This window comes from Pseudomonas sp. NFPP25 (assembly GCF_900116505.1).
Classification (GTDB): domain Bacteria; phylum Pseudomonadota; class Gammaproteobacteria; order Pseudomonadales; family Pseudomonadaceae; genus Aquipseudomonas; species Aquipseudomonas protegens.
Genome location: NZ_FPBG01000001.1, coordinates 66,965 through 92,493 on the forward strand (window position 1 = coordinate 66,965; position 25,529 = coordinate 92,493).

General features: G+C 66.9%; 19 protein-coding genes. 7 read left to right on the plus strand and 12 right to left on the minus strand.

Annotated elements, in window-relative coordinates; genetic code table 11:
- Positions 1-63 precede the first annotated feature (63 nt).
- From BM382_RS00240 to BM382_RS00250, 3 genes are all read right to left on the minus strand, one after another.
- On the minus strand, positions 64-1,476 hold the full coding sequence (locus BM382_RS00240) for an amino acid permease (RefSeq protein WP_019094341.1): 1,413 nt from the start codon (positions 1,474-1,476) through the stop codon (positions 64-66).
- Between the two features lie 160 nt (positions 1,477-1,636).
- A complete protein-coding gene (locus BM382_RS00245; RefSeq protein WP_072441251.1) occupies positions 1,637-2,698 on the minus strand; it encodes an ornithine cyclodeaminase in 1,062 nt (353 codons plus the stop codon).
- 58 nt (positions 2,699-2,756) lie between these two features.
- A complete protein-coding gene (locus tag BM382_RS00250; RefSeq protein WP_026020116.1) occupies positions 2,757-3,785 on the minus strand; it encodes a histone deacetylase family protein in 1,029 nt (342 codons plus the stop codon).
- 121 nt (positions 3,786-3,906) lie between these two features.
- On the opposite strand from BM382_RS00250, the gene BM382_RS00255 reads away from it, so the two are divergent.
- Positions 3,907-4,407, plus strand: a complete 501-nt coding sequence (locus BM382_RS00255) for an Lrp/AsnC family transcriptional regulator (RefSeq protein ID WP_026020117.1) — start codon at positions 3,907-3,909, stop codon at positions 4,405-4,407.
- Between the two features lie 172 nt (positions 4,408-4,579).
- Here the strand turns inward: BM382_RS00255 and BM382_RS00260 are convergent, their stop codons facing one another.
- The 4 genes from BM382_RS00260 to BM382_RS00275 are packed head-to-tail and all read right to left on the minus strand — an operon-like array spanning position 4,580 to position 12,563.
- Positions 4,580-5,233, minus strand: coding sequence for a response regulator (locus BM382_RS00260; RefSeq protein ID WP_011061914.1), 654 nt, complete (start codon positions 5,231-5,233; stop codon positions 4,580-4,582).
- A 57-nt stretch (positions 5,234-5,290) separates the two neighbouring features.
- Entirely contained in the window at positions 5,291-8,443 is a 3,153-nt protein-coding gene (locus BM382_RS00265; protein ID WP_239690437.1) for a hybrid sensor histidine kinase/response regulator, read from the minus strand.
- A 5-nt stretch (positions 8,444-8,448) separates the two neighbouring features.
- On the minus strand, positions 8,449-9,723 hold the full coding sequence (locus BM382_RS00270; protein ID WP_072441254.1) for an EAL domain-containing response regulator: 1,275 nt from the start codon (positions 9,721-9,723) through the stop codon (positions 8,449-8,451).
- Between the two features lie 2 nt (positions 9,724-9,725).
- Complete coding sequence (locus BM382_RS00275; RefSeq protein WP_019094345.1) at positions 9,726-12,563, minus strand: hybrid sensor histidine kinase/response regulator; 2,838 nt, start codon at positions 12,561-12,563, stop codon at positions 9,726-9,728.
- A gap of 249 nt (positions 12,564-12,812) precedes the next feature.
- Here BM382_RS00275 and BM382_RS00280 point away from each other — a divergent pair, with 249 nt between their 5' ends.
- The gene (locus BM382_RS00280) at positions 12,813-15,830 is read left to right on the plus strand and encodes an autotransporter outer membrane beta-barrel domain-containing protein (protein WP_072441257.1); all 3,018 of its coding nucleotides are present in this window, start codon (positions 12,813-12,815) and stop codon (positions 15,828-15,830) included.
- On the opposite strand, the gene BM382_RS00285 is transcribed toward BM382_RS00280, so the two are convergent.
- Positions 15,812-16,774: an SDR family oxidoreductase gene (locus tag BM382_RS00285; protein WP_072441260.1), complete on the minus strand. Its 963-nt coding sequence runs from the start codon at positions 16,772-16,774 to the stop codon at positions 15,812-15,814. The genes BM382_RS00280 and BM382_RS00285 overlap by 19 nt on opposite strands.
- Positions 16,775-16,866: 92 nt before the next feature.
- Here BM382_RS00285 and BM382_RS00290 point away from each other — a divergent pair, with 92 nt between their 5' ends.
- From BM382_RS00290 to BM382_RS00300, 3 genes are all read left to right on the plus strand, one after another.
- Entirely contained in the window at positions 16,867-17,772 is a 906-nt protein-coding gene (locus BM382_RS00290) for a LysR family transcriptional regulator (RefSeq protein ID WP_011061908.1), read from the plus strand.
- 87 nt (positions 17,773-17,859) lie between these two features.
- Entirely contained in the window at positions 17,860-18,408 is a 549-nt protein-coding gene (locus tag BM382_RS00295) for a dihydrofolate reductase family protein (protein ID WP_072441264.1), read from the plus strand.
- Positions 18,401-18,943, plus strand: a complete 543-nt coding sequence (locus BM382_RS00300) for a TetR/AcrR family transcriptional regulator (RefSeq protein WP_015636058.1) — start codon at positions 18,401-18,403, stop codon at positions 18,941-18,943. The genes BM382_RS00295 and BM382_RS00300 overlap by 8 nt, the downstream gene beginning before the upstream one ends.
- A gap of 8 nt (positions 18,944-18,951) precedes the next feature.
- On the opposite strand, the gene BM382_RS00305 is transcribed toward BM382_RS00300, so the two are convergent.
- Positions 18,952-19,734: an ATP-grasp domain-containing protein gene (locus tag BM382_RS00305; RefSeq protein ID WP_019094349.1), complete on the minus strand. Its 783-nt coding sequence runs from the start codon at positions 19,732-19,734 to the stop codon at positions 18,952-18,954.
- Positions 19,735-19,966: 232 nt separating this feature from the next.
- Here BM382_RS00305 and BM382_RS00310 point away from each other — a divergent pair, with 232 nt between their 5' ends.
- The gene (locus tag BM382_RS00310; RefSeq protein ID WP_072441267.1) at positions 19,967-21,583 is read left to right on the plus strand and encodes a serine hydrolase domain-containing protein; all 1,617 of its coding nucleotides are present in this window, start codon (positions 19,967-19,969) and stop codon (positions 21,581-21,583) included.
- 25 nt (positions 21,584-21,608) lie between these two features.
- On the opposite strand, the gene BM382_RS00315 is transcribed toward BM382_RS00310, so the two are convergent.
- The 3 genes from BM382_RS00315 to fepB are packed head-to-tail and all read right to left on the minus strand — an operon-like array spanning position 21,609 to position 24,586.
- A complete protein-coding gene (locus tag BM382_RS00315; protein WP_072441269.1) occupies positions 21,609-22,640 on the minus strand; it encodes a FecCD family ABC transporter permease in 1,032 nt (343 codons plus the stop codon).
- A complete protein-coding gene (locus BM382_RS00320) occupies positions 22,637-23,677 on the minus strand; it encodes a FecCD family ABC transporter permease (protein WP_015636053.1) in 1,041 nt (346 codons plus the stop codon). Before BM382_RS00320 ends, BM382_RS00315 begins: the two co-directional genes overlap by 4 nt.
- 3 nt (positions 23,678-23,680) lie before the next feature.
- The gene (gene fepB, locus BM382_RS00325; RefSeq protein ID WP_011061900.1) at positions 23,681-24,586 is read right to left on the minus strand and encodes a Fe2+-enterobactin ABC transporter substrate-binding protein; all 906 of its coding nucleotides are present in this window, start codon (positions 24,584-24,586) and stop codon (positions 23,681-23,683) included.
- A 147-nt stretch (positions 24,587-24,733) separates the two neighbouring features.
- Here fepB and BM382_RS00330 point away from each other — a divergent pair, with 147 nt between their 5' ends.
- Positions 24,734-25,525 carry an ABC transporter ATP-binding protein gene (locus tag BM382_RS00330; RefSeq protein ID WP_011061899.1) on the plus strand — a complete coding sequence of 264 codons (792 nt, stop codon included), beginning with the start codon at positions 24,734-24,736 and terminating at the stop codon, positions 25,523-25,525.
- Positions 25,526-25,529: the final 4 nt, after the last annotated feature.

Genomic DNA, 25,529 nt, shown 5'->3' on the forward strand with positions numbered 1-25,529 from the left:
CTGTGTCGATGCTTTTGCACGCTGGCCCGCTGGCAACCGCGCCCTCCCTGGCGCGTTCCTGCATCATCGCGGGTATACCGCCCGGCCATGAACCCGCCCCTTGCGCCCCGCCGTCAGGCGATAGGCAATGCCCAGCCAGACAAACCACGCCGGCATCACGCACAGCGCCAGGCGGGTGTCCGGGCGCAGGGCCAGCAGGCACAGGACAAACAGCAGGAAGGCCAGGGCAAACCAGGCCATGGGCACGCCGCCGGGCATCTTGTAGCGCGAACGGGCGTGCAGTTGCGGGTGCTTTTTGCGGTAGGCGATGTAGGACGCGAGGATGGTCGACCAGGTGAAGATCACCAGGATCGCCGACACCGTGGACACCAGGGTGAAGGCGGTCATCACCTCGGGAACCACGTACAGCAGCAACACCCCCAGCAGCATCAGCAGGGTGGTGAAGCTCAGGCTGATGACCGGCACGCTCTGGCCCGACAGGCGCTTGAACAGGCGCGGCGCATTGCCCTGGTCGGCGAGGCCGAAGAGCATGCGGCTGGCCGAGAACACGCCGCTGTTGGCCGAGGAAGCGGCGGAGGTCAGCACCACGAAGTTGACGATGCCCGCCGCCGCCGGGAAGCCGGCAATCAGGAACAGCTCGACGAACGGGCTCTTGTTCGGCGACACCTGTTGCCAGGAGGTCACGGCGATGATGCAGGCCAGGGCCAGCACGTAGAACAGGATGATCCGCAGCGGTATGGCGTTGATGGCCTTGGGCAGGGTGCTGTGAGGGTCGCGGGTTTCCGCGGCGGCGGTGCCGATCAGCTCGGTGCCGGCGAAGGAGAAGATCGCCATCTGGAACCCGGCGAAGAAGCCCAGCAGGCCGTGGGGAAAGGCCGCTTGCCGGTCCAGCAGGTGGCCCAGCGAGGCGGTCACGCCCGAGGGCGAGACGAACGAACTGGCGATCAGCACCAGGCTGACGCCGATCAGGGTGACCACGGCGATGATCTTGATGATGGCGAACCAGAACTCCACTTCGCCGAACAGCCGCACCGTGAGCACGTTGAGGGCGAACAGCGTCAGCATCATGCTGACCGCGGGCATCCAGGCCGGCACCCCGGGGAACCAGTACTGGAAGAAACCGCCCACCACCACGGCGTCGCCCACCACCGCCACGCTCCAGCTCAGCCAGTAGGACCAGCCGAGAAAAAACGCCGCGCGCGGCCCCAGGTAGGCGCCGGCAAAGTCGGCGAAGCTCTTGAATTGCAGGTTCGACAGCAGCAGCTCGCCCATGGCGCGCATCACCAGGTACACGAACAGGCCGATGATCATGTAGATCAGGATGATCGAGGTACCGGACATGGCGATGATCTTGCCCGAGCCCATGAACAGCCCGGTGCCGATGGCGCCGCCCATGGCCATGAGCTGGATATGACGGTTATGCAGGGTGCGTTGCAGCACGGGGCGCGCAGGGGCCCCGAGGGTATCTGGAGTCATCACAAAACCTCTTGATTTTATAGTTGTCGAGTTTTGGCAGTGCAGGGTGGCTGGGGCTGCGCGCTGTGGTTGTAGGTCGGGGTGGCGCAACCGGTTCGGGTTGGGCCGCTGCACAGGGGCACGGGGCGTTTTCCCGTGCAGCGGCCATGGGGGTATTGCCTCAGCCGCTGGCCAGCCGGCGCGGGGCGCCTGTGGCGGCGTCGGGGCCCTGGCCGATCAGTTGGTACAGGTCCTTGATGTTGGCCGGGGTCGGCACCAGGTGGATCCGCTCGCCAATGCCGTGTTCGCGCGCCTGGTCGTGCAGGTAGCGCAGGGACGAGAAGTCCTCCAGGGCAAAGCCCACCGAGTCGAACACCGTGACCTGCCGGGCATGCTCGCGGCCCGGTTCCAGGCCCTGGGCGATGCGGAAGTATTCGGTCACCGCAAAGTCCGCCGGCAACTGCTGGATATCACCCTCGATGCGCGTTTGCGGCTCGAACTCGACGATCACCCGGGCATTGCGCAGGATCTCTGCGTGTAGTTCGGTCTTGCCCGGGCAGTCGCCGCCCACCGCATTGAGGTGCATGCCGGGCTCGATCAGCTCCGGGGTGAGGATGGTGGCGTAGGCCTTGTCCGCGGTCACCGTGGTGACGATGTCGGCGCCCTTGACCGCATCGGCCACCGACTCGGCGATGCGCACCTTCAGGCTCGGCCAGGCTTGCAGGTTGTGCTTGAGCTTGCGGGAGGCGGCCGGGTCGATGTCGAAGATCCGCAGCTCGTCGATGCCGAGCATGTCGTGGAAGGCGATGGCCTGGAACTCGCTCTGGGCGCCATTGCCGATCAGCGCCATGGTTCGGCTGTCCGGGCGCGCCAGGGCACGGGCCACCAGGGCCGAGGTGGCGGCGGTGCGTACCGCGGTGGTCAGGGTCAGTTCGCTGAGCAGCACCGGGTAGCCGCTGTCCACCTCGGCCAGCACGCCGAAGGCCATGACCGTGAGCAACTGCCGGGCCGGATTGCCAGGGTGGCCGTTGACGTACTTGAAGGCGTACTGCTGGCCATCGTCGGCGGGCATCAGTTCGATGACTCCGGTGGGCGAGTGGTTGGCGGTGCGCGGGGACTTTTCGAAGGCTTGCCAGCGCAGGTAGTCGGCCTGGATATAACCGGCCATTTCACGGATCGCCCTGGCGACACCCAGGCGCTTGTACAGCGCCGCTGCCTGATCCACATCGATAAACAAGGTCATGGTGATTTCCCTCTCGGTCGGAACGTTGAACACTGCGGGAGCGCGCGCCTGGCGCGCGCTAGCGGTTGGCATGGCCGTGCAGCACATTGACCGCATTGATGCCGATCTCATCCACCATGTAGCCGCCTTCCATCACGAACAGGGTGGGCGTGCCCACCGTGGCGATGATCTGGCCCATGCCGAGAAAGTCTTCGCTTTCCAGCAGGAAGTGGCTGATGGGGTCGTCCTTGAACGTGTCCACGCCCAGGGACACCACCAGCAGTTCGGGAGCGAAGGCCCGCAACTGTTTGCAGGCCAGCTCCAGCGCTTGGCGGTAGTGCTGCCAGGTGGTGTTCTTCGGCAGGGGCAGGTTCAGGTTGCAGCCTTCGCCGGCCCCGCTGCCGCGCTCGCTGGCATGGCCCGAGAAGTAGGGGTAGGACACGGCCGGGTCGCCGTGCAGCGAGACGAAGAGCACGTCGCCACGGTCATAGAAAATGTTCTGGGTGCCGTTGCCGTGGTGGAAGTCCACGTCCAGCACCGCCACCCGCCTGGCGCCCCGGGTGATGGCGTGCTGCGCGGCGATGGCGGCGTTGTTCAGGTAGCAGTAGCCGCCCATGTATTCCCGTGCGGCGTGATGCCCCGGCGGGCGGCACAGGGCGAAGGCGCTGTCCTGGCCTTCATCGATCAGGGCCAGGGCAGTGAGGGCGATATCGGCGCTGGTGCGCACCGCATCCCAGGTGGTGGCGGTGATCGGCGAGCCGGCGTCCATGGCGAAGAAACCCAGCTTGCCGTCGATGAATTCGGGCACCTGCTGGTTGGCCAGGTCGCGCACCGGCCACACCAGGGGCAGGGCGTCGTGGCTGCGGCCGGTGGCGGTCCATTCGCTCCAGGCGTTTTCCAGGAAGCTGACGTAACGTTCGCTGTGGGCGGCCACGTAGCAGGCGCGGTCGAAGCGCCGCGGGCCGATGATCTCGCCAAGCCCCACGTGGCGCACCCGGTCTCGCACCGTGTCGGCGCGGCTGGGTTGCTCGAAGGAGGGCTTGAGCACGCCATCCTTCAATTCGGTGCCATGGTGCAGGCGGTGGGATTCGCTGAAGACGGTAAGCATGCTGAACGCATCCATTGTTATTGTCCGGTGCAAATAGTTTGTTCCGGCATGGCTGCGAATTCTTTGCTTTTTGTTCTGGTGCAATTAGAGTTTTGGGTAATATTTTCCCCGTTGGTGGCTGATTGTGAAAAAAACGACTCGCAGCGTTAACCTCGACGACACCGACCTGGCGATTCTTGCGCTGTTGCAGCAGGACGCGAGCATTTCCAACGCCGAGCTCAGCGAGCGCCTGTCCCTGAGCCTTACCCCCTGCTGGCGGCGGCGCAAGCGCCTGGAGGAGGAGGGGGTGATCAGGGACTACCAGGCCAACCTCGACCGGCGCCTGCTGGGGCTGGACATCCTGGCCTTCGTCCATGTGCGGTTCGCCACCCACTCCGACCAGACCCCGGACGATTTCGAGACGGTGATCATGCGCCTGCCCGAGGTCCAGGCCTGCCACAAGATCACCGGCGACGCCGACTACCTGCTGCAGGTGCTGGCCCGTGACCTGGACAGCTACAGCGACTTTGTCGAGCACGTGCTCAGGCGCCAGCCGGGCATTGCCTCGATCCAGTCCAGCCTGGCGCTGCGCGAGGTCAAGGCCACCAGCCGCCTGGCGATTCCCCAGCCGCTACCCAGGTAGGGCGGCATCAGATTTCCGATTTTTTGTGCCGGGCTATTCAATGATTGCCCTGCAGGTACTTTCGGCGCGGTCGTGCGCTCGCGTTCCAGCGAGGCAGGCAACAGCAGTGTTGAGCAGGCCATGGATGCAGAAGCAGCAGCGCCTGGCCGCGGCGCTGCCCCGGCCCCAGGGCCTACTGAAATTCGCCGGACTCCAGGCAGAAGGCGACCAGGGCCTGGTCGCTGTCCAGGTTGAGCTTGCGGATCGCCGAGATCTTCTGCGCACTGACGGTCTTCACGCTGCGCTTGAGGTTGGCGGCGATCTGCATCATTGATTCGCCGCGCACGAAATGCCGCAGCACTTCGTATTCCTTGGGCGTAAGGCTGCTCAGGCCGTCGGCCATGGAGCGCAGCGGGCTGCTGTTGAGCTCGTTCTGCACCAGGCTCGGCGGGTGGTGGATGCGCCCCTGGCGGACGTTCTCCAGGGCGCTGAGCAGCTCGCTCATGTCATGGCGCTTGGGCAGTACCGAGCGCACGCCGATGTCATACAGCGCGGCCACGATCATCGGGTTGGACATCATGGTCAGCACCAGCACCTGGACCCTGGGGAAGTGCCGGATCAGGTAGGTCACCAGGCGTATGCCATCGCCGAAGGTCGGGTCGCCCTCCATGAAGTAGTCGGTGATGACCACGTCGATCCGCGGGTCATCCGAAAGTTGCTGGACCAGGGCACTGGGGGTGGTGACAGCCGCCACCACCTCGTACTGGCGGGTCTTTTTCAACAGGTCGCTGACGGCAGCGAGCACCAGGGGATGATCGTCGGCCAGGGCAACGCGTATTTTTTTCATGGTGGACACGATCCATTGTCAAAAGGGAATGCGCAGAAATGCGGGTACTAGGAGCGTTCATTCGAGCTGGCTGATGTCTTGCAAGGCGTGCAGCAGCATCAGGCTATGCGTGCGCGTGGTAGCCGTCAAACCGCTCTGGCGCAAGCTCTGCCCCAAGTCGTGGACCTGCAGGATCAGCGCTTCCTGGCCAGCCACCGCCAGCGACCCGCGCACCCGGTGCAGCAACTGGAAGATGCGCTCGTAATCCTCCTCGTCCAGGGCCTGGCGCAGGTGTTCCACGTCCTGGCCCATGGTGCGGGCAAACAGTTCCCGCAGGTTCGGCGGCAGGCCATCAACTGGCGCGTTGCCAGGCGCGGCTGCCGGATCGGCGAGCGGCTCCGGGGCGAGGCTGGTGAGCCGTGCCAGGCTGGCCCGCAGGGTCTGCAACGGCACTGGCTTGACCAGCCAGGCGTCCATCCCGCAGGCCTGGCAGCGGGCCTCTTCGTCGCACATGGCATTGGCGGTGATGCCGATGATCGGCCGGTCGTCCCCGGCGGCGCGCAGGATGCAAGTGAGTTCGTAGCCGTTCATGCGCGGCATGTTGACGTCGGTCAGCAACAGGTCGTAGTCGCCGATGCGCCACAGGTCCAGGGCTTCCGCGCCATCGGCGGCCAGGGTATTGCGGCAGCCCAGTTGCTGCAGCTGATGGCTCAGGGTCGCCTGGTTGATCGGGTTGTCCTCGGCCACCAGCACGTTCAGGCCCAGGGGGGCCAGAGTGGCGATGTCCCGGGCCGGCAGTTCCGGTTCGGCAGGAGCGTCGGGCGCGCCGCCCAGGGTGCGTTCCAGCAAGCGGCCGATGGCATAGTAGTCGCCGGCCTCGGCCAGGCCCGCACCGGGGGTGCGTTGCTGGCCGCCCAGGTCGATGCGCAGCAGCCCGGGGGGCAGGGCCTCGGACGCTTCGGGGCGGTCATCGAACAGCCGCAGGAGAACGCCCTGGCCCTGGGGAGGTGGGGCCGTAGCGTCCACGGGGGTGGCCTGGGCGTGCCACTTCTGCAGCCACTGGCAGAGGTTGTCGGTGAGTTCGTGGTGCGGGCTTTGTACGTAGATTCGCGCGCCGCCCAGGTCGGGCTGGCGCTCGGCGTCGGGGTCGCTGGCCACCGGCAGTTCCAGCTGCATGGAGAAACTGCTGCCCAGGCCCAGCTCGCTGGTGAGGTGGATCTGGCTGCCCATCAGCGCCGCCAGCTTGGCGCAGATCGACAGGCCCAGCCCCGCGCCGTGCACTGTGTGGGAGTGGGCGTCGATCTGATAGAAGGGGATGAACAACTGCTGCTGTTCTTCCTTGCCGATACCGATACCGGTGTCCGCCACCTGCAGCGACAGCAGCACCCGTCCCTGGCTGCCGGGCTCGGCCCGGGCGCGCACTATCACCTGGCCCGAGTGGGTGAACTTGACCGCGTTGCTGATCAGGTTGGTGAGGATCTGGCTGATCCGCCCCGGATCGCCGAGCAGGGCTGGAGGCAGTTCTGGATCGACCCAGGAAAACAGCAGCAGGCCCTTGTTCCGGGCACTGTCGACAAAGCTTGCGGTGCAGCGCTGGACCAGGGCCCTGGGATCGAACAGCTGATCCCCCAGGGACAGCTGGCCGGATTCGATGCGGGTGATGTCGAGGATGTCGCTGATGATCTGCAGTAGCAGCCCGGACGACACCTGGATGCGTTCGAGCAACTGGCGCTGTTCGCGGTCCAGGTCGGTCAGGCCCATCAGTTCCAGGGAGCCGAGCACCCCGTACAGCGGCGTGCGGATCTCGTGGCTCATGGTGGCGAGGAACACCGACTTGGCGCCGTTGGCCTTGTCGGCCGCCTGTTTCGCCTGGGTCAGTTGCTGCTCCATCTGGGCCCGCGCACTGAGGTCGGCAAAGGCGCAGATCAGCACATCCTGGTTGCGGTAGCGGGTGGGGGCGAAGGCGATGTAGAACGAGCGTCCGTCGAAGCTCTGGTAGTTCTCGATCTCCCCCGGCTCCCGGGCCCGGGCGATGCGCTCCAGCAATGCCGGGTCCAGACCGCTGGCGTCCAGGCTCTGGCCGACCTGGGTGGTGAACCATTTGAGGGCCAGGTTGTTGGCGAAGACGATCCGCCGGTCTTCGCGGCTGAGCACGCACAGGGCCACTGGCGTGGTCTCCAGCAGGGTGCGGCTGAACTGATGGTTTTCCACCAGCTCGGCGTGAGCCTGTTGCGCCGGCGCTATGACCCGGCGCTGGTACCAGCGCGCATAGACCCTGGCGGCCAGGGGGCTGAGCATCAGCAGCAGGAAGATCGCCGCCAGGGACCAGGAGTGGCCGAGGAACAGGGCGCGGTAGCTCAACAGGTAGTAACCGCTCCAGTGGCCACTGGCGTCGTTGATCCGGAACAGCAGGCCGTCGCTGCGCACGTTGGCCCCCTCGTGCAGCGCCAGGGGCGCCGGTTCATCCCCCAGCAGCAGGCCGTCGAGCCGGCCCTGCAGCCAGAACTTGTCGTAGAAGTGCCGCCGCTGCGGCGTGGTGAAGACGTTGATGCGGTCCCTGTAGGTGAGGCAGGCAGCATAGGTGCCGGAACTCTGCAGGCCGCTGCCGGGGGCAAGGTTGTGCAGCGCGGTGAAGGCGATCATGTGCTGGGGAAAGTCCTTGAGACGGATCCAGCGGATCGTGTCGCTGTCGCTGCTGGTAGCGCTGGCGCGCACCGCATGCAGGCCTGCCAGGACCAGGGGGGTGGTCAGCCGCGGCCAGCGGCTGCCGATGGTGGGCACGGTAAAGCTGCTGCCGGCACCGGCGTCCACCACCAGCAGGGCCGAAGCGGGAAAGCTCGAGCGCACCCAGAAGCTGGAGTAGAGATCGGCCAGGTAGCGCCCAAGGCCGGCTGCTGCGGCGCTCTGGTGGGGGCATTGGGCCAGGTCCTGGCAGACCAGGGTGAAGGGGGTTTCCACCGAGGAGGGGTTGCCCTGGAACAGGGTCGCGCCCACCGCCTCCTGTTGCTCCATGAGGTGGAAGAGCTGCGCCGGATCCTGGTCCGCGTCCTTGTATTGCAGGCGCTTCTCGCCGGCCAGCCGCTGGAGCAGGGCTTGCTGCTCGCTCATGTAGCGGGTCAGCAGTTGGAAGTCCACGGCAATCCGTTCCTGTTCCTGGCGGATGATCCGCTGGCCGCCCCAGAACAGCGCGCCGCCCATGACCAGCAGCAACGGCAGAATGAGGAACAGCACGAGATTCAATCGTCGGAAGTTTTTCGCGATGCGGCGTAGCGGGATGTCTGGCATGGGAGAGAGGAGGCGGGCCGGGTAGGTGACGAAAAGGGTGGAGTAACAGTGCATCCCAGCAGTTGTGTGAAGGCGTCCAGCTCCAATGCGGCGGAAATAAGATACCCCTGGGCACTGTCGCAGCCAATCTGGCGCAGAAATTCCAGGTCACGGGCCGATTCCACGCCCTCGGCCACCACTTCCAGGCCCAGTTGCCGGCCCAGTTGCACCGCCGCCACCAGGGCTGCGGCGCGGGCATCGTCGGCTGCGGCGCCATGCACGAAGTGGCGGTCGATCTTCATCTCGGTAAAGGGCGTGGAGATCAGGCTGTACATGGAACTGTAGCCCATGCCGAAGTCGTCCTGTGCCAGGCCGAAGCCTTTGAGGCGCAGGCGGCTGGCGCCCATATGATACTGCCCGGGGGACAGTGGCCGCTCGGTTTCCAGCAGCTCGAAGCAGATATCGCTGGTGGCCAGCCCCGAGGCGAGGGTGATCTGCTGCAACTGGTCGGGCAGGCCGGGGTCGTCCAGCAGTCCGGTGGGCAGGTTCACCGATACGCTGAGGCGGTGGCCCAGGCGTTGCCAGTGCTGCTGCGCCTGGAGGGCGTCGTCGAGCATCAGCAGCAACAGCGCATGGTCCAGCTGGCAGCGGCTGATGGAGGCAAGGAACGAGTCCGGCATCAGCAGCCCGAAGGACGGACTGTTCCAGCGCACCAGGGCCTCGGCGCCGACGATCCGGCCAGTGCTCAGCGAGCGCCGGGGCTGGAACCGGGCCTTGAGCTCGCGGCGTTCGATGGCCCGCTCCAGGACCTGGCGGTCGAACACCGCCTCTTGCTCGGGCCGGGCTGCCAGCACCGGGTCCTGGCTATTGCCGATGATGGCGCTGATCTGCTCGACGTGGATCGCTTCCAGGGGCTTGGGGAAGGTGCCGAGTACCGCCAGGCCCTTCTCCTTGGCCATCAGGCTGACGCTGTTCATCAACCGCCGCGAGCAGGACGAGACGATGGCCAGGATCGGCACCTGGTCGACACCGGTCAGGGCATGGATGAACTGCACTCCATCCATTTCCGGCATGTGCAGGTCCACCAGCACCAGGTCGTAGACCTGCCGGTGCAGCATGGCCAGGGCCTGGCGCGCATCGAGGGCGCTGTCCACCCGGCCGAACCCGGCCGCCTGCAACAGGTGCCGGGCCTGCAGGCAGTGGATCGGATGGTCGTCCAGCACCAGGACTCGCAGGGGCTTGAGCATGCTCAAATGACTTTCCTCTTGATGGATTGCAGTACCTCGCTCAAGGCGTCCAGGGGTACCGGCTTGATCAGCAAATGACGGATTCCGGCCGACTCGCAGTGGCTGCGCAGCGCCGGGGAGAGCTCACCGGTGATACCGATGATGGGGCCGCAATACCCCCGCTCGCGCAGGGTGCGGGCAAACGACAGACCGTCCATGTGTTCCATCTGCAAGTCGGTCAGCACGCCGTCGAAGGACAGCAGGTCGGTGCGTTTCAAGGCATCGACGGCGCTGGCGCAGGCCACCATCCGGTTGCCCAGGTAGCGGCCCTGCTGAAAGATCACCTGCAGCGACAGGGGGCTGTCGTCCACCGCCAGCAGCTTGAGGTCCAGGCTCGGGGCCAGGGCTTCGGGGGAGGCGAAGCACCGTTCGGCAACGATGCCGGACTGGGCCTGGGCCACGGCGTTGCGCAGGCTGTCGAGGCTGAAGGTGCGGGCCACCCAGCTGTCGCCGGCCTGGCGCTGCGGCGGGCCCATGCCGGGGGCGTGCATGAGCACCCGCGGGCCGCTCCAGGCCACTGGCCGCGAGGGGCCGAGAAAGGCTTCCACCAGCACCGCCTTGCGGGTCGGCGGGTCGCGTTCGGCCACATAGGGAATGGCCAGGGCGCCCCAGCGGCGCAACCAGTGGCAGAGGTTGAGATTCACTTCCTGGATATCCCCGCGCACATACACCGGGGTCACCCCCAGGCGCGGCAGGTCCGGCGCCGGGGCGGCGGTGCAGGGTTCCAGGGCCAGGCTGAAGCTGAAGCTGGAGCCCAGGCCCGGTTCGCTGATGGCGCTCAACTGACCCTGCATCATCGTCGCCAGCCGTTGGCAGATGGCCAGGCCCAGGCCGGTGCCCGGCGCCTTCTGGCCCAGCCAGCTGGGCACCCGGTAATAGGGTTCGAACAGGTTGGCCTGGAACTCCGGGGCGATCCCCGGGCCGCTGTCCACCACCTGAAAGCGCAGGCGGGGCGCCTGGCTCGGGCCCGCCTCGGCATGCAGGCGCAGCACCACATGGCCGGACTCGGTGAACTTGATGGCGTTGCTCACCAGGTTGTTGAGGATCTGGCGAATGCGTTCGCCGTCGCCCACCACTCGCTCGGCGACATTCGGGTCCAGGGTCACGTACAGGCGCAGGCCCTTGCTGCGGGCCCGGGCCGAGTAACTGAAGGCCACTTCTTCCACCAGCCGCACCGGGGAGAAGGGGGCGCTGGTGAGGCTCAGGCGGCCGGACTCGATCAGTGACATGTCGAGGGTGTCGTTGATGGTTCGCATCAGCGCCGAGGATGCTTGCTGGGTGGCTTCCAGGTAGTCGCCCTGCTGGGCGCTGAGGGCGGTGGTGCGGAGCATTTCCAGAGAGCCGAGGATGCCGTACATGGGCGTGCGGATCTCGTGGCTCAGGGTGCTGAGGAACAGGGTCTTCTCGTGGTTGGCCTGGTCCGACAGCAGCTTGGCCTGCAGCAGCGACTGTTCGGCCACCTTGAAGTCGGTCACGTCGCTGATGCAGCACAGCACCGCCGCCACGCCGTTGTAGCCGGTGGGGGCACAGGTCAGCTGAATGAAGGTGCCGTCGTCCAGGGCATGTTCGATGGCATGCACCCGGGCAGGCGGCTCGTCGAGGATGCGCTCGCGCAGGCCGGGCACCGAGGCCAGCCAGCGGCGCCCGGATTCATTGCACAGGATCAGCCGGCCGTTGTCGCGCCGCATCAGGCACAGGCCCACCGGCGCCACCTCGATGAAGCGCCGGTTGAGGGACACGCTGTCTGCCAGGGCGCTGTAGTGGCGCACTGCGGGTTCCACCAGGCGCAGGCGGATGTAGCGCGCGCCGAGAAAGATCACCGCGAACAGAAGCAGGGTCACCAGCAGGGTGGTGTACAGCGGGCCACGGCTGTCGCGCAGCAGTTGGCTGACCGGTGCGTAGTACACCAGGCGCCAGCCGGCGTTGCCCACGGATTTATTGAGCACGATGTAGTCGGGCAGCCCGCCCAGGCGGTGCAGGCCGAAGGAGTCCTCGTCGGCCTGCAGGCGCGACAGGCTGCCGGGCACTTGCCAGTTGGCGCTGTGCAGCACCAGTGCGCCGTCGGCGTCATACAGCAGGTATTTGCCCTGGTGCAGGCCCAGGGGGTCCAGGGCCAGGTCGATCTCGGTGAGCTCCAGGCCCAGCCAGCCCTCGCTGGCGTGATGCTCGTCCACCGGGCGCAACAGGTACACCTGCTTGTTGCCATCGATGCCGGCCCAGTACCACAGGGTCCGGGCCTCGGGGTGTCGGGCCAGCAGGTCCTGTACCGCACGCTGGTCGAGCTGGCGCAGCCAGGGTGCGTCCACGGCCTTGCTGGGGGGCTGGCCGGTGCCGGTGGCCGCTGGCTCGTAGAGAGTGCTGACCAGGCCCTGTTCCGGCACCAGGTACAGCAGCTGGCTGTGGGTACTGTCCACTTCCACCAGGTCGCGGGCAGTCAGCACCAGGGCCCAGCGCCGGGAGGGAGTACTGCCGAAGGGCAGTACCCGCAGTTGCTCGTTACTTGCCAGAAAGTTGCGCGCCGTTGAACTAAGGCGCTCATCGCTAGTGCGCACGGCCGAAGAAGAAATGGCCTTCAACAGGCTTTCCCGTTGATTGAAGAATTGTTGTGCGTTAAATGCCGCTGCGTTCATTTGCCGGCGGTAGTTGGAGAGGGTTTCATTAAGTGACCAGTGGACCACGAAACCGGCAATGATCAGGATGCAGGACAGCAGGCTGTACATGAAAAGGCGCAGCAGGACCACCGGGATATAGGCCCCGGAGAAGTGGCTGGTAAACGCTGGGAAGTGGGCTTGTGTATGCATCGGCCCATAGTAAGGAGAACTATCTATATCCCTCTTCAGAATATTCTTAATGCCAGGGGCTTTAAGAAGATTCTCATTTTTTAGTTCACCTATTGACTTCAGGCTTTCGACCCTCTTGTGCTCTAACGCAAAGGTTTGAAAGTTATGGTTCTGGTTAAGAAAACGATAAGCCTCGCCGTTAGCTCCGCGCTGTCGTTGATGACGCTTGTTACTCAGTCTGCAACCGCTGCTGATTATGAAAAAATCGATTTGTCCTCGCCCGAAGGTGAATCCCTGACCCTGGATGAGGCGTCTGTCGATTACACCGGCCGTGGGCCGGCGGTGCGGGTCAGCGGCGCTCAGAACCAGTTGCAGGGCCAGGGCTACGATATCCGGGCCACGGCGGACAGCCCCAACAGCGCGGTGGTGGGCGTGCAGGTGGACGCCGGCGGCAAGGCCGAACTGAGCGGCGTGACCATCAGCACCGGCGGCTCGGATTTCGCCACTGGGGCCCAGGCCACCGGCGCCGGCAGCCAGTTGACCCTGAACGATGTGCAGATCACCACCAGCGGCAACCAGAGCCGCGGCGTGGTGGCCAGCGCTGGTGGCCAGGTGCAGGTGGCCGGTGGCTCCATCACCACCTCGGGCAACCAGGCCGATGTCTTGTCCGCCTCCGGCATGGGCTCCAGCATCCTGGCCTCGGACCTGACCCTGACCGCCACTTCGACCGGCTCGGTCAATGCGGTCCGCGCCGCCGATGGTGCGGCCATCGAGCTGCAGCGCGTCAGCATCCAGTCCAGCGGCTTCATTGGCGCGGTGGCCGTGGAAGGGGTCGGCTCCTCCCTCAGCGCCGACGGCGTCGACATCACCGCCGAGAATGGCCGTGGCATCGGTGTGACCAGCGCCGCCCTGACCTTTCGCAACGGCAGCATCAATGCCAAGGGCGACGGCATCACCCTGAGCAGCCTGTACCAGAAACCGGGTGGCACGGCGGTGGTCAGCCACAGCCGGATCACCTCGCAGAATGGCAACGGTATCAACGTCAACGCCGACCAGGCCGCGGCCGATCTGGACAGCGTGCAGGTCACCGCCCTGGGCGACTATGGCGTGGCGATCTGGATGCCGGGCAGCAACACCCGGGTGGACGTCAAGGACAGCATTCTGCAAACCCGTGGCCAGAGTGCGGTGGCCATCGACAACCGTGGCGGCGTGTTCACCATGGACGGTGGTTCCATCAGCACCCTTGGCGACAACTCCCATGCCCTGTACGCCTCGCCGGACACCACAAACAGCCCCGGTGCGGTGTTCAACGTCAGCCGCGTGCTGATCGAAACCAGTGGCCGGGGCTCCGTGGGGGCGCTGGCCCGCATGGCGGGGGCGAGCATCAGCCTGAGCAACAGCAGCATCGTCACCCACGGCGACCTGGGCTATGGCCTGTTCGCCTCGGGCCGCGGTGCCAGCGTGGAGCTGCAGGACAGCGACGTGCAGACCGCCGGCGAGCAGGCTCACGGCCTGGCCATCAGCAACAACGCCACGACCCGCTTCCAGGGCTCGACCGTGGTCACCAACGGCAGCAACGCCCATGGCATCGTCAGTTTCGCCACTGGCGCCGGGGTGGTGAACGATGTGGAGGTCACGTCCAGCCATATCCAGACTGAAGACGGCGCCGGCATCCTGGTCAACGGCGGAGGCCTGACCACGCGCTTTACCGACAGTAGCCTGGTGGGCCGCAGCGGTGGCGAGCAGGGCACCGCGCTGTGGATCACCGACCGCGCCAGCGGGGTGCTGGCCGGTGCGGTGCAACTGGACGCCGTGCGCTCGAACCTGTTCGGTGATGTGCTGGTGGACGGCGGCAGCCTGCAACTGTCCCTGGCCGACCACTCCAGCCTGGACGGGGCGATCAAGGGCGGCATCCGTGATACCCAACTGAGCCTGGACGACAGCAGTGTCTGGACCCTGCGCGGCGACTCCCAGCTCACCCGCCTGGCCAACAACGGCGTGGTGGAGTTCGCCGATCCCGGCCTGGCGGGGGCCTTCAAGCAGTTGCAGGTCAGTGGCGACCTCGAGGGCGACGGCCACTACATCATGAACACCGACCTGGGCCTGCAGCAGGGTGACCGGTTGATCGTCGGCGGCCAGGTCACCGGCAACAACGACATTCTGGTGCGCAACTCCGGCAGCGAACCGGGGGCCGAGGGCCAGAGCCTGACCCTGGTGCAAAGCGCCGGCGGCCCGGGTTCGTTCAGCCTGGCCAACCGCGGTGGGGTAGTGGATGCCGGGACCTATCGCTACGGTCTTGCGGCCGATGCCCAGGGCAACTGGAACCTGGTGAACGTCGGCCGTACCCAGCCGGCGCCGGGGCCGGACAACCTTTCCACCGGCGCCAGCGCGGCGGTCAACAGCAGCGCCATTGCCACCTTGCGGGCCACCTGGGATGCCGAGCGGGCGACCCTGGTACAGCGCCTCGGCGACCTGCGCCAGGGGGCCGATCGCCAGGGTCTGTGGATCCGTGGTTTCGGCCAGCAGCAATCCCTGGACAACGGCGTTGGCCGGACGTTTTCCCAACAGGTACAGGGCACGCAACTGGGCATGGACACCCGGCTCGACACCGCCGGTGGCACCCTGGTGCTTGGCGCGCTGGCCGGCTACAGCCAGACCGATCGCAACTTCAAGGGCGAGGGCAGCGGCAAGCTCGACAGCTACCACCTGGGCGGCTATGCCACCTACCTGGATGACTCGGGCTGGTACACCGACACCTTGCTGACCCTGAACCGCTGGTCCACCCGCCTGGATGTATGGGGCACCGACGGCGCCAAGGTCTCCGGGCATTCACGCAGCAAGGGCGCGGGCCTGTCGGTGGAAGCCGGCAAGCAGATCGATCTGGGCAACCGCTGGTTCGTCGAGCCCCAGGCGCAGGTTTCCATGCTCTATGCCCGCTCCGACAACTACCGCCTGGACAACGGCCTGCAGGTGCAGCCCGGCGATGGGCTGTCGACCCAGATCCGCACCGGTGCCCGGGCCGGGCGTAACCTGCAGCTGCAAGATGGCACACGCTTGCAGCCCTACCTCAAGGCTGGCTGGGTCGAGGATCTGTCGGCGCAGAACAAGGTCCGCACCAACGGCATCGCCAGCCGTCCCGATGGCAACGGCGGTGGCTGGTATGCCGGGGTTGGCGTGACCGGTGAGCTGAGCCGCCAGCATCAGGTGTATGCCGAGGTCGAGACCAGCGAAGGCTCGAACATCGACCGGCCCTGGGCCGCCAACCTCGGTTACCGCTTCACGTTCTGAGGGGCACTGGCGCTCGCCGCGAGCGTCTGGCGCACCCCTTGGGCATAGGACGTCTTGACGATCGGCCCGATCAGAGCTTGCAGGGCCGAGTCGTCGAGGATCAGCGGCGAGCTGATCAGGTAATGCATCTCCACCATCTCGCGCAGCAGCGGGTCGAACAGCCCCAGCAGGCGCAGCAGGGGCTTGCCGATCACCCGCTGCTTGAAGCGGGCACCGCCGTGCTGCCGGATCAGCTCCAGCAGCTCGCGCTGGCTGGTGACCCCGGCGCCGCCCAGGTGCCAGGTCTTGCCGAAGGCCTCGGGCTGCTGGATCAAGCGGCAGACCACCGGCCCCACGTCGGGAACGAAGACAAACTCATGGGGCCGGTCCAGGGGGCCTACCAGGTTCGCCGTGCCGCCCTGGACCGCGGCCTGGAACGCGCCGTGCAGCAGGCTTTTATCGACCCCGGGCCCGTAGAAGTCCGGCAGGCGCAGCACCGTGGCCTGGATCTTGCCGTCGGCATGGGCCTTCCATAGCAGGTCTTCCTGGGACTTGCGCATGCGGCCCTTGAAGCTGTTGGGCTGGCGCGGATGCTGCTCCGCCACCGGGTTGCTGCGAGCCATGCCGTAGGGATAGACGGTGCCGATCAGCAGGATCCGGCGCACCCCGGCGGCGATGGCGCCGTCCAGGGTCTGGCGCATCAGTTGCGGGTGCAGTTCGAAGCGCCAATAGTCCACCCCTACCAGATAGATCAAGGTGTCGATGCCGGCTGCTGCGGCCTCGACCGAGGCGGGCTGGTCGGGGTCCCAGGTGACCGGCGCGGCCAACGGGTCGGCGCCATAGGCCTTTAGCAGGCTGCTCTGGCTGCGGCCCACCACGCGGTAGGGCTGGCCCTGGCTGCGCAGGGTCCGGGCAATGCTCTGGCCAATGGCGCCGACGGCGCCGAACAAGGCTACTTGGGGCATGACGGGGTTCCTCGTGGATGAACAGAGCTTGCAGAGTGCGAGTTCCTCGGCTAAATGGAAATTGCCCAGACTTCGATGGTTTCTATAAAAAAATGCATAGCCCCACGGATACTCCCCCCCACTGGGACTGGTACCGCACCTTTCTCGCAGTGCTGGACAGTGGCTCCCTGTCTGCCGCCGGCCGTGCCATGGGTTTGACCCAGCCCACGGTGGGCCGGCATATCGACCAGTTGGAAGCGGCCCTGGGCCTGAAGCTGTTCACCCGTTCCTTCGACGGATTCGCCGCCACCGAAGCGGCGCTGGAGCTCAAGCCCTACCTGCTGCAGCTGGCGGCGGGGGAGGCGGCCTTGCGCCGGGTGGCCAGCAGCCATGGCGCCGGGGTGCAGGGCAGTGTGCGGATCTCGGCCAGCGAAATCATCGGGGTGGAGGTGTTGCCGCCGATTCTCGCCACCTTGCGCCAGCAGCATCCGCAGTTGGTGGTGGAGCTGGTGCTGTCCAACCGTGCCGACGACCTGCTGCAACGCCAGGCCGATATTGCCGTGCGGATGTTCCGCCCGACCCAGGAAGCGCTGCTGGTGCGCCGGGTCGCCGACATCGAACTGGGCCTGCATGCCCACCGGGACTATCTGCAGCAGCAGGGCACGCCGCTCTCGCTGGAGCAGTTGGCCGGGCACGCCCTGATTGGCTTCGACCGTGAAACCGCGTTTATCCGCCGCCTGCAACAGCAGTACCCGATGCTGGCCCGGGGCGCCTTCGCCTGGCGCAGTGACAGTGACCTGGCGCAGTTGGCGGCATTGCGCGCGGGGTTTGGCATTGGTGCCTGCCAGGTACGCCTGGCCGAAGCTGATCCACGCCTGGTGCGGGTCCTGGCGGAGCAGTTCGCACCGAGCCTGGAAGCCTGGGTGGCGATGCATGAAGACCTGCGCAACAGCCCGCGCTGCGCGGTGACCTTCGCCGCGCTGGTGCAGGGGCTGGCGGCCTATGCCGGGGGCGATTGACCGCCAGGGTGTCGGCAAGGGTTGCCAGGTGGCCCCGGCAGCGGCTTATCATACGCTGTATGTTTAGGCCCCCAGGAGGCAACGCCCATGGCATTCGGCAAGGTATTCATCGCCACCTCGGTCGATGGTTTCATCGCCCGCAACGACGGTGCCATCGACTGGCTGCCCAGTGGCGAGTCCGGTGAGGACTATGGCTACGGCGCCTTCATGGCGTCGGTGGACGGAATTGTCATGGGCCGTGCTACCTACGACAGCGTGCTGGGTTTCACCCCCTGGCCTTTCGACAAGCCGGTGGTGGTGCTCAGCCGCACCCTCAGTACGCAGGACGTGCCGCAGCGCCTGGAGGGCAAAGTACGCATCAGCGCGCTGCAACCGGTGGCGCTGGTGGCGCAGTTGCGGGCCGAGGGCTGGAGAACCGCCTACATCGATGGCGGCACCCTGATTCAAGCCTTTCTCCAGGCCGGGCTGATCGATGAAATGACCCTGACCCGGGTGCCGGTGCTGCTGGGCACGGGCCGCCCCCTGTTCGGCGCACTGCCCCGGGACCTGCACCTGCGCTGCGTCGATTCCCGGTGGTATCCGGATGGGCTGGTGAGCACCCGCTACCGGGTGGAGCGGGGCGCCGTCCATGACTGACCGGCCCAAGCGCAGCGGCCGCCCTGCCGCAGGGCGTGAACTGAGCCTGGACCAGGTCCTCGACGTGGGCCTGGAGCTGCTGGAGGAGCTGGGGCCCCAGGGGTTCGGTGGCCGGGCCCTGGCGCGGCAGCTGGGGATTACCCCGATGTCGGTGGCCTACCACGTGGGCGACCAGCGCAACCTGATGCGCCTGCTGGTGGAGCGGGTGCACGCCGAGCCGCTGGCCGAGCCGGCAGCGCAGTGGCCACCCGAGGCAAGAATCCAGGCGCTGCTGGGGGAGTACATGGCCCGGGTCCGCCGCCATCCGGCGCTGACCCTGTGCGTCCTCGGTGACCCGCAGCTGTTCGGCGGCTCCCTGGCCACCTTCAGCCAGCGCTTGCGCGAGGAAGTACGGGCCTTCGATGCAGACCCGGCGCTGTTCGACCTGCTGGTGGACTACAGCCACGGCCACGCCCTGGCGCTGGCCCTGGCCGGGGAGGGCGCGCAGGCGCTGGAGGGCGCTTTCGAAGCGGGGCTGCGCCGCTTGCTGCGCTAAGCGGCTTTCTACAGGGCGCCGGCGAGCATCGCGGCAAAGCGCCGGGCTGGCCATTCCTTGCGGTCCGACACCTGGCCGTCGCCCACCTCCACGAGGCGCAGTACGCCGTCGGCCCGCAACACCACATCCACCGAGAAGAACCGACTGTCGATCAGTGCCGCGCATTCGTGCACCAGCGCCGGTACTTCACCGCTAGCACCGTAAGCCTGGCCGTTGAGGACGAAGTAGCGGCGCTCGGTGTCATCCAGGTAGTCCTCGCGACGCCTGACGCAGACACCACCTTCGATCTGGCCGCGATACTGGCGCATGCGTTCGATCAGTGGCGCGATATCCGCGGGGGAGTGCACCAGGCTACCGCTGCCGGTGTTCAGCGATTTGACGTAGTCCTTGATGAAATACCCCGGCCAGTGGAGGTCCGCCAGGGCCTGGGTGAAGTTGGCGTCGGCCGCCAGCACCCGGGTTTCGCAAGTGAAGCGGGCCAGCCGCGGATACCACTGGGGCAAGTGATGGCAGTCCCGGTAGTCGGCAACGCTGGTGAAGGCAACGGCGCCCAGGCGTTGCAGATGCTCCACCAGTTCGCGGTAGCCTTCGGGCGTCAGCATCCAGCCGCGGTACAGCACCGGGGTGCCTCCTTCGAGGGCTGGCCGCGCCCGGAAATTGCCGCTCTCGAAATCCTCGAAGGAAAATAGCGAAGCGCTCAGGCCGGCGGCCAGAATCGCCTGGTATTCGTCGAGGTACTGCTCGTCCGGGCGCTTCGGGTCGAAGGGGTCGCTGGGGTAGAGAAGGTGCATGGCGAATCCTGCCAGTGAGGGTTTGCCCGGGCCCATGGGCGCCGGTGAAGTGAGATGGCGGCCGATGATAACGGGATTTTCCAGGGCAATCCTCCCGGCCCGGGCGTTCATTACATCCCTGCACCTTTGTTCACAGAAAATCACCGACCCACGACAGATTCCAACACCGCTGCTGGGGATACTGGCGCCTGCTCCGCCGGAGCGCCAAGGACCGACGTGACTGGAGAACCCCATGCGTAGACTGTTGACCGCCGTGCTGATCTCGACCCTGGGGGCGGCCTCTCTGGTTCGTGCCGATGGACCAGCGTCATTTTCCAAGGTGTTCGAGGATATTTCGGCCGACCAGCCCGGCTGCGCCGCCGGGGTGATGCGCGGCGGCAAAGTGATCTGGAGCGCAGGCTATGGCGCCGCCGACCTGGCCACCGGAGCGGCGATCCAGGCCGATACCCTGTTCAACCTGGCGTCGGTGTCCAAGCAGTTCACCGGCTTTGCCATCCTCCAACTGCAAGCCCAGGGGCGCCTGAGCCTGGAGGACCCGGTGCGGCGCTTTCTGCCGGAGCTGCCGGCCTATGCCCAGGGCATCAGGATCCGTCACCTGTTGCACCACACCTCAGGGCTGCAGGACTACATGCTGCTGGCCGAACTGGCGGGGATTCCCCTGAGCCAGCGCTTTACCCAGCAACAGGCCCTGGACCTGCTGGTGCGCCAGAACAGCCTGATGTTCCCGCCCGGCAGCGAATTCAGCTACAGCAACAGCGGCTACGTCCTGCTGTCGAGCATCGTCGAGCGAGCCAGCGGCCTGTCGCTGAAACACTACTCCCGGGCGAACATCTTTTTGCCCCTGGGCATGGATCACTCAAGCATCGTCGATCAGTACCCGGTGCTGTTGCCGAACCTGGCCCGGGGCTATGAACCGGGCGGGCAGGGCAAGGCCCAGGTGGCGGTGGATGCGCGCTGGGAGCAGACCGGCGACGGCCAGGTGCACAGCAATGTGGCGGACCTGATGCGGTGGTTGCGCAACCTGTCCACCGGGCGGGTCGGGGGCAAGGCGCTGGTGGAGAACATGCGCCTGACCGAGCCCCTGAACGACGGTGATCCCGGCTATTACGGCATGGGCCTTGCCAACCGCAGCTACCGCGGGCTGCAAGAGCTGTCCCACAGCGGCGGCTGGGCCGGTTTCAACACCGACGTGGCCTGGTACCCCAAGCTCGATGTGGCCACGGTGGTGCTGTGCAACAGCGATGACGGCCGTGCCTCGGAGCGCGGCCGCCAGTTGCTCGATACCCTGCTGGGCTCGCCGGCGCCGTCCGGGGAAGCGGACATTCCGCCGCCACCCCCGAGCATCCGGGCGCTGCCCAAGGCATCGCTGAAAACGCTGGTGGCCGGCACCTACCTGGACGATGGCGGCCATCAGTTGCAGCTGCGGCGCAGCGGCAAGGGTTGGAGCCTGGAAACCTTCCCCGACGTCCTGCCGCTGATCCGGCAGAGCGATGAGGTGCTGGTGGCGGACAACGACGGCACCCCGATCTACCTCGCGGCGACCTCGGGAGGGCGGATCGCGCTCAACAACCCGGCCTCGACCTATGCCCTGGCCCCGCCCTGGAAGCCCGATGATATCCGCCCCTACGTCGGCCTCTATACCCTAGAAACCAGCCCCGGACAGCTCAAGGTCCATGCCCGGCAAGGCAAGCTCTATGTACGCATCGGCCTGTACACCTACCCGATGCAGCCCCTGACCGCTGAGCGTTTCAGCGCCGGGGAACTGGGGGTGCTCAGCTTTGCCGAGCAAGGCGCGGTGCTGACCAGCAGCGTGGCGCGCCACTTGAGGTTTCGCAAGGTGGCGCAGTAGTGTTCCGGCCCCAATTGTGGACCCCTCAAACCCGCCGGCTACGGCCCAGCAACCACAACAGGTAGAAACCTCCCAGCAGGCCGGTCATCAGGCCGATGGGCAGGTTGGCGTGGAACGCCAGGCGCTGGCTCAGCAGGTCTGCGGCCAGGAGCAATACCGCGCCCATCAGCGCGCCCGACCCCAGCGGCACTTCGGCGCTGCGGGTCAGGCGCCGGGCCAGTTGCGGGCCGGCCAGGGCGATAAAGGCGATGGGCCCGGCAGCAGCGGTGGCGATGGCAGTGAGGCCGACGGCGGCCAGGACCATGATCAATCGGGTGTGCTCCACCGCGACCCCCAGTTGGCTGGCGGTGGCGTCGCCCATTTCCAGCAGGTTGATGCGCCGGGCGTGGTACAGGGCGATCGGGGCGATCAGCAGCAGGCCCAGGGCTGCCGGCAGTACATGGGACCAGGTGCGGGTGTTCAGCGAGCCGGCCAGCCACAGTTGGGCGAACATCGCCTGGTCGAGGTTGCCGCTGACCAGCAGGATGCTGTTCAGGCCGGACAGGCTGGCGCCCACGCCGATGCCCACCAGCACCAGGCGATAACCCCCGCTGCTGTGGCCGTTTCGCGCCAGCAGCAACACCAGCAGGGCGGTGCCCAGGCCGGCCGCCACTGCTGCCAGGGACGTGGCCAGGGGGCCGGCATCGAACAGCATGATCTGCACGATGGCGCCACTGGCGGCGCCGGTGGTGAAGCCGATCACGTCCGGCGAGCCCAGGGCATTGCGCGAGATCGACTGGAAGATCGCCCCGGCCATGCCCAGTGCCGCGCCCACCAGGGTCGCGGTCAGGGCCCGGGGCAGGCGCACGCGTTGCAGCACCCGCTGGGCGGTGGGGTCCTGGCCCTGGCCCAGCAGGTTGGCCAGCACCTGTTCCGGGCCCAGTGACAGGCTGCCGGTACCCAGCAGCAGCGCCCAGAGCAGCAGCATCGCCACCAGCAGCACGGCGCAGACCAGGGCCGTGCGCGGTTGCCAGCGCAGCGAGAGCGAGCCCAGGCGCAGGGCCTTGAGCCCCTTCACAGGCGGCTCAGGCGAAAGCGCCTGACCAGTACGATGAAGCACGGCCCACCCAGCAGCAGGGTGATGATGCCGGCGGCGATTTCTTCCGGCGCTGCCACCACCCGGCCGAGCACGTCCGCCCCCAGCAGCAGGCCGGCGGCCAGCAGCGCCGAGTAGGGCAGGATCCAGCGGTAGTCGGTGCCCACCAGCATCCGCGCCAGATGGGGCGCCACCAGCCCGACAAAACCGATCGGCCCGGCCACGGCGGTGGCGGCACCGGCCAGCAGCATCACCGCCAGGCAGGCCAGTAGCCAGGTCAGGCGCAGGTTCACTCCCAGGGCGCGCCCCAGGTCCTGGCCCAGGGCCAGGGCGTTGAGCTGGGCGGCGATCCCCAGGGCCAGGGCCAGGCCCAGCGCGATGGCCAGGGCCGGAACCTGCAGCAGGGCGAAGCCGCTGCCGGACAGCGAGCCCGCGGCCCAGTGGCGAAAGTGATCGAAGACCTCGGGCGGGCTGTTGAGCACGATGATCCCGGTCAGTGAAGTCAGCATCACCGACAGCCCGGCGCCGGCCAGCACCAGGCGCACCGGGTTGGTCCCGGTCTCATGGGCCTGCCCCAGCAGGAACACCACCACTCCCGCCAGCCCGGCGCCGCCGAACGCCAGCCACAGGTACTCGGCCAGGCTGGTCAAGTGCAGCAGCGCCACGCCGCCGATCACCGCCACGGCGGCGCCGGCATTGATGCCCAACAGGCCCGGTTCGGCCAGCGGGTTGCGAGTCACCGCCTGCATCACCGCGCCGGCCACCCCCAGGGCGAGGCCGGCCAGCAGGGCGATCAGGGTCCGGGGCAGGCGCAGTTCACGCAGGATCAGGTGCTGGTCGTTGTGCAGGTCGGGTGCCTGCAACGCCTGCCAGGTCACGCTCAGGGGGATCGCCCGGGAGCCGATGGCCAGGCTCAGCAGGGCCAGCACCAGCAACAGCAGCAGCCCGGCCAGCAGGCCCCAGGTGCGGTGGTGAGGGCGCGACAGCGGTCGGGCCAGGGGCTGGGCAACGAGGTTCATGGCTTAGCGAAAGTGCGCGGCGACGGCATCGATCATCTGCCGTCCCGAGTAATAGTCGATGCGAAACGAACTCGGGCCCAGGGCATACACCCGCCGGTTGATCACCGCTGGCAGGTTGGCCAGCACCGGGTCGGCGAGGAACGCCTGCACGTCGCCGTCGGTGGCGCTGAGCAGGAACACGCTGTCACCGGTGATCGCCGCCGGCAGGTTTTCCCGGGAGATGAACTGGAAGTCCGACGCTCGGGTGACCTTGCCCGCCAGCGCCTCGGGCAGCTCCGCGACCTTGAAGCCAAGAGCGCCGAGCAGCCGGGCCTGGGGGCTGTTCAGGCGGCCGATGGAATAGCTGCCGGCAATGTTGTAGCCCACCACGCTCACCGGCCCCGGGGGCGGGGTGATGCGGGCGGCGGTTTGCGCGGTGTATTGGTCGAAGCGCTGGATCGCCGCCCGGGCCTGTTGCTCCAGGCCGGTGCGCTGGCCCAGGGCGGTGGCGATGTCTTGCCAGCTCTGGTTCGAGTAGTCCACCACCAGGGTCTCCAGGCCCTGGGCCTGCAGCTCGCTGCGGTGGGCGACCACGCTGTCGGCGCCGGTGGCGGACACCACCAGCAGGTCCGGGTCAGCGGCGATCACCGCTTCGATATCGAATTGCAGGTTGCGGTACAGCACCGCTACGCCGCGCTGCCTGGCCACTTCTGCCCACTGGGAAAAGAACCCGCGCTCATCGGTGAGGCGGCTGGGGGTGGTGGCGGCGCTGGCCACCAGCGGCGCATCCATGGCCAGCAGGATCCCGGTGACGCTGGGGCTGGTGGAGACGATACGGGTGGGGGTGGTGCTTGCCCCGAGGGCCAGCTGGCAACTCAGGGCCAGGACCGCTGCACTGAGCAGCCGGGCGCAAAGGCGTGGGTTCATCATCGATCCATCGGACGGTAAAGGGTGGGGCGCAGGGGCCTGAACAGCAGAACCATATGATAATGCTTCTCATGCAATGCGTTCCATATTGTAGAATCCATTCCGCAATTGCAATACTGCAAGCGCTTGTCTCCCAAGGAAAACCCCGCCATGACTCACCGTTTGCACGCCGATGCCGTGACCTTGCGCCACGACGCGCGAATCATTTCCCAGGGCCTGTCCCTGAGCATTCCCGACGGCTCGTTCACGGTCATTGTCGGGCCCAACGCCTGTGGCAAATCCACCTTGCTGGCGGCGTTGTCCCGGCTACTGGCACCGGCTGAAGGGCGGGTGGTGCTCGATGGCAAGGACATCCGCCAACTGCCGGCCCGGGAAGTGGCCCGGCGCCTGGGCCTGCTGCCGCAAAGCGCCATGGCGCCGGATGGCATCAGCGTTGCCGAACTGGTGGCGCGCGGGCGCTATCCGCACCAGTCGTTGCTGCGCCAGTGGTCAAAGGAGGATGAGCAGGCGGTGCGCGGGGCGATGGCCGCGACCCGGGTCGAGGCGCTGGCCGAACGCTTGCTGGACGAGTTGTCCGGCGGCCAGCGCCAGCGGGTGTGGATCGCCATGGTGCTGGCCCAGGAAACGCCGATCCTGCTGCTGGACGAGCCCACCACCTACCTGGATATCGTCCATCAGATCGAGCTGCTGGAGCTTTTGGCCGAGCTCAACCGCCAGGGCCGGACCATCGTCGCGGTGCTGCATGACTTGAACCAGGCCTGCCGCTATGCCAGCCACCTGATCGCCCTGCGCGACGGCGCCATCGTCGCCCAGGGCGCGCCGGCGGCGATCTTCACCGAGGCCCTGGTGGAGCAGGTGTTCGGCCTGGCCTCGGTGATCATCCGCGACCCGGTCAGCGGCACGCCGTTGATGGTGCCCAAGGGCCGGATCGACCCGGCCTGAAGCC